3 protein-coding genes are annotated in these 3,667 nt (G+C 64.0%); 2 read left to right on the top strand and 1 reads right to left on the bottom strand.

Features of this window, described 5'->3' with window-relative positions; translation table 11 throughout:
- Positions 1-24 precede the first annotated feature (24 nt).
- Positions 25-834: a crotonase/enoyl-CoA hydratase family protein gene (locus IVB47_RS31425; RefSeq protein ID WP_247467305.1), complete on the bottom strand. Its 810-nt coding sequence runs from the start codon at positions 832-834 to the stop codon at positions 25-27.
- 115 nt (positions 835-949) lie between these two features.
- Here IVB47_RS31425 and IVB47_RS31420 point away from each other — a divergent pair, with 115 nt between their 5' ends.
- Together IVB47_RS31420 and IVB47_RS31415 are read left to right on the top strand one after the other, a co-directional pair.
- A complete protein-coding gene (locus tag IVB47_RS31420) occupies positions 950-1,822 on the top strand; it encodes an SDR family oxidoreductase (protein WP_027568960.1) in 873 nt (290 codons plus the stop codon).
- A 219-nt stretch (positions 1,823-2,041) separates the two neighbouring features.
- The gene (locus IVB47_RS31415) at positions 2,042-3,619 is read left to right on the top strand and encodes a fatty acid--CoA ligase (protein WP_247467303.1); all 1,578 of its coding nucleotides are present in this window, start codon (positions 2,042-2,044) and stop codon (positions 3,617-3,619) included.
- The last annotated feature ends 48 nt before the right edge of the window (positions 3,620-3,667 follow it).

Below are 3,667 nucleotides of genomic sequence, written 5' to 3'. Positions count from 1 at the left end.
GCCCGGCCATGACGGAGAAAGTCGCTAATCCGCAAACTTGGGCGCGCGCTTCTCCAGATTGGCACGCACCGCCTCGGTCTGGTTCGCGCTGCCGATCAACTTCTGCTGCTCGACGGACTCGGCGAGTAGCGCGGGGCCCGGATCGACCGAGAGATTGCTGAGCATGCGTTTCGCGGCGCGGATCGCATCGGGGCTTTTTCCCGCGATCTCGCGCGCGACGTCGAGCGCGGCAGCGCGCGGGTCGTCGCAGATGCGCGTGGCGAGACCGTAAGCCATCGCTTCCTGCGCGGAGAAGATGCGGCCGGTGTAGGTGAGATCGCGCAAGATGTCATCGCGCACGAGCGAGGCCAGGATCGGCGTGCCCGCCATGTCGGGCACCAAGCCCCATTTTATTTCCATCACCGACATCCGCGCATCCGGGGTGAGGAAGCGCATGTCGGCGCCGAGCGCGAGCTGGAAGCCGCCGCCGAAGGCGACGCCCTGGATCGCCGCGATCACCGGAACCGGAAGCTGGCGCCAGCCCCACACCGCCTGTTGCGCGAAATTCGCCTGACCGTGCGTGCGTTTGGTGAGGTCGCGATTTTCGCCACCCGGAATTCCGTTGCCGCCGTTCTCTTTCATGGCGGCAAAACGCCCCATGTCGAGACCGGCGCAGAAGGCCCGCCCCTCGCCGGATAGCACGACGGCGCGCACACCTTTTTCCTTCGAAAGCCGATCGGTTGCAGCGACAAGGGCCTCGAACATGGCCTGATCCAGCGCATTCATCTTGTCCGCGCGCACCAGGCGCACGTCGGCGACGCCTTCCGAGATCGAGATCGAGACGCGCTCTTCCATGGATGATTCTCCCCTGGTTCCCGGCTGTTCTTGTTCGGTGCCGCTTTACAGGACGACGGCGGCCGGATTTAGTCAATCGATCAATTAACCGACAATCACTGCGGGGGAAACAGCCATGTTCAAGGAAAATCTTCTGGCGGGACGGCGCATCCTCGTGACCGGCGGCGGCACCGGGCTCGGCAAGTCGATGGCGGCGCGCTTTCTCCAGCTCGGCGCCGAAGTGCACATCTGCGGCCGGCGCAAGATCGTCTGCGACGAGACCGCGACCGAGCTGATGGCCGAGTATGGCGGCCGCGTCACGAGCCACGGCGTCGATATCCGCAACGCGCTCGCGGTCGAGGAGATGATCGAAACCATCTTTCGCGACGGCCCCCTCACCGACCTCATCAACAACGCCGCCGGGAATTTCATCTCGCGCAGCGAGGAGCTGTCGCCGCGCGGCTTCGACGCGGTCGCCAACATCGTCATGCACGGCACGTTCTACGTGACGCATGCGGTCGGCAAGCGCTGGATCGCGTTGAAGCAGCCCGGCAACGTCGTCTCGATCACAACGACCTGGGTGCGCAACGGCTCGCCTTACGTGGTGCCGTCGGCGATGAGCAAGTCCGCGATCCACGCCATGACGATGTCGCTCGCCACCGAATGGGGCCGCTACGGCATCCGGCTGAACACGATCGCGCCGGGTGAGATCCCGACCGAGGGCATGAGCAAGCGCATCAAACCCGGCGACGAAGCCGGCGCGCGCACCAAGGCGATGAACCCGATGGGCCGTGTCGGCACCATGGAGGAATTGCAGAACGTCGCCGTGTTCCTGATCTCCGGCGGCTGCGACTGGATCTCTGGCGAGACCATCGCCATGGACGGCGCGCAGGCGCTCGCGATGGGCGGCAATTTCTACCAGCTCCGCGACTGGAGCGACGACGACTGGAAAACCGCGCGCGAGAGCATCATGGCGCAGAACGAGAAGGATCGTGCGAAGCGGGGGTAATTGTGTCGTCCCGGCGAAGGCCGGGACCCATACACACCAAATCTTGTTTGGCGAAGATTGGTCATGACCAGTCTTCGCCAAATTGCGTTTGGGGGGTATGGGTCCCGGCCTTCGCCGGGACGACGACGTTGAAGCCATGGCGTACCTTCCCCCGTCTTGTCTTCCCCTGCGGATGACGCCACACTCCGCGACATAAGAACAAGACGATATGGGAGAAACATGACCACACAGCCATTGGCCAATCTCGCCGACATGGTGCGCGAGCGCGCGACGAGCCGCGGCAACGCGATCGCCTTCGAGTTCGAGGGGCGCGCCACCAGCTTTGCCGAATTCGACATCAAGACGAATAAAGTGGCCAATGCGCTGATCGCGATGGGCGTGAGACGCGGCGAGCGCATCGCCTATCTCGGCAAGAACAGCGACATCTATTTCGAGCTGCTGATGGGCGCCATGAAGGCCGGCGTGGTGATGGCGCCGGTGAACTGGCGGCTCGCGGGCCCGGAGGTCGCCTTCATCGTGAGCGACTGCAAAGCGCCGGTGCTGTTCGTGGGACCTGAGTTCATCACCCAGGTCCGCCAGATCAAGGATCAGTTGCCGGGCGTGCGCAGCGTCGTCACCACCGAAGGCGGCGCGCCGGAATGGCCTGATTATACAGCCGGGCGCGATGCACAGAGTGGCGATGATCCCAAGCTGGGGATCGACACGAAGGACATCGCGATCCAGCTCTATACGTCGGGCACGACGGGCAAGCCGAAGGGCGCGATGCTGTCGCATGCGAACTTCCTCAATCTCGTGCAAACCGGCAACGCCGAGGACAAACCCGAGTGGAATCGGTGGTCGACCGACGACGTGTCGCTGGTCGCTATGCCGATCTTCCATATCGGCGGTTCCGGCTGGGGCGTGATGGGGCTCTATCACGGCGCCCGCGGCGTGATCGCGCGCGAGTTCGATCCGACAAAGGTGCTGGATTTTTTCGAACAGTCCGGCATCACCAAGCTGTTCATGGTGCCCGCGGCGATGCAGTTCGTGGTGCGGCAGCCGCGCGCGAAAACTGTCGATTTCTCGCGGTTGAAATACATGCTCTATGGCGCCTCCCCCATTCCGGCAGCGCTGCTGAAGGAATGCATCGAGATCTTCAAATGCGGCTTCGTGCAGATGTACGGCATGACCGAGACCACCGGCACCATCGTCGCGCTGCCGCCGGAGGATCATCTCGAGGGGCTGGAGCGGATGCGCTCGGCGGGCAAGGCGCTGCCGGGCGTCGAGATCGCGATCCTCGATGTGGACGGCAAGCCGCTGCCGCCGCGCGAGGTCGGCGAGATCGCGACACGCTCGGGCTCCAACATGGCAGGCTACTGGAACCTGCCGGAAGCGACCGCCGCGACGCTACGCGGCGACGGCTGGCTGCGCACGGGTGATGCCGGCTACATGGACGAAGACGGCTATCTCTACATCCACGACCGCATCAAGGACATGATCATCTCTGGCGGCGAGAACATCTACCCGGCCGAGGTCGAGAGCGCGCTATGCGATCATCCCGACGTCGCGGAAGCTGCCGTGATCGGCATACCCGACGACAAATGGGGCGAGGCGGTGAAGGCCGTGGTGGTGATGAAGCCCGGCAAGCAGGCGACCGCCACGGACATCATCAACTTCACCCGCGAGCGCATCGCCGGGTTCAAGACGCCCAAGAGCGTGGAGTTCCTGCCGGCATTGCCGCGAAATCCGTCGGGCAAGATCTTGCGGCGGCAGTTGAGGGAGCCGTACTGGTCGGGGAAGGATAGAAGGGTGAATTAGGCCCGCTTTGAGAAGCGATCGTGCAATCGGGAGCTCCGCCCAAGGCGA

This window comes from Bradyrhizobium sp. 62, from assembly GCF_023073035.1.
In the GTDB taxonomy this organism is placed as follows: Bacteria; Pseudomonadota; Alphaproteobacteria; order Rhizobiales; family Xanthobacteraceae; genus Bradyrhizobium.
Note: the sequence above shows the minus strand (reverse complement) of the source record. Positions and strands in the feature narration are given on the sequence as shown.

Excerpts from the sequence above, each read along its gene's own strand:
- IVB47_RS31425 (WP_247467305.1), bottom strand. The coding sequence starts at position 834 with ATGGAAGAGCGCGTCTCGATCTCGATCTCGGAAGGCGTCGCCGACGTG.
- IVB47_RS31420 (WP_027568960.1), top strand. The coding sequence starts at position 950 with ATGTTCAAGGAAAATCTTCTGGCGGGACGGCGCATCCTCGTGACCGGC.
- IVB47_RS31415 (WP_247467303.1), top strand. The coding sequence starts at position 2,042 with ATGACCACACAGCCATTGGCCAATCTCGCCGACATGGTGCGCGAGCGC.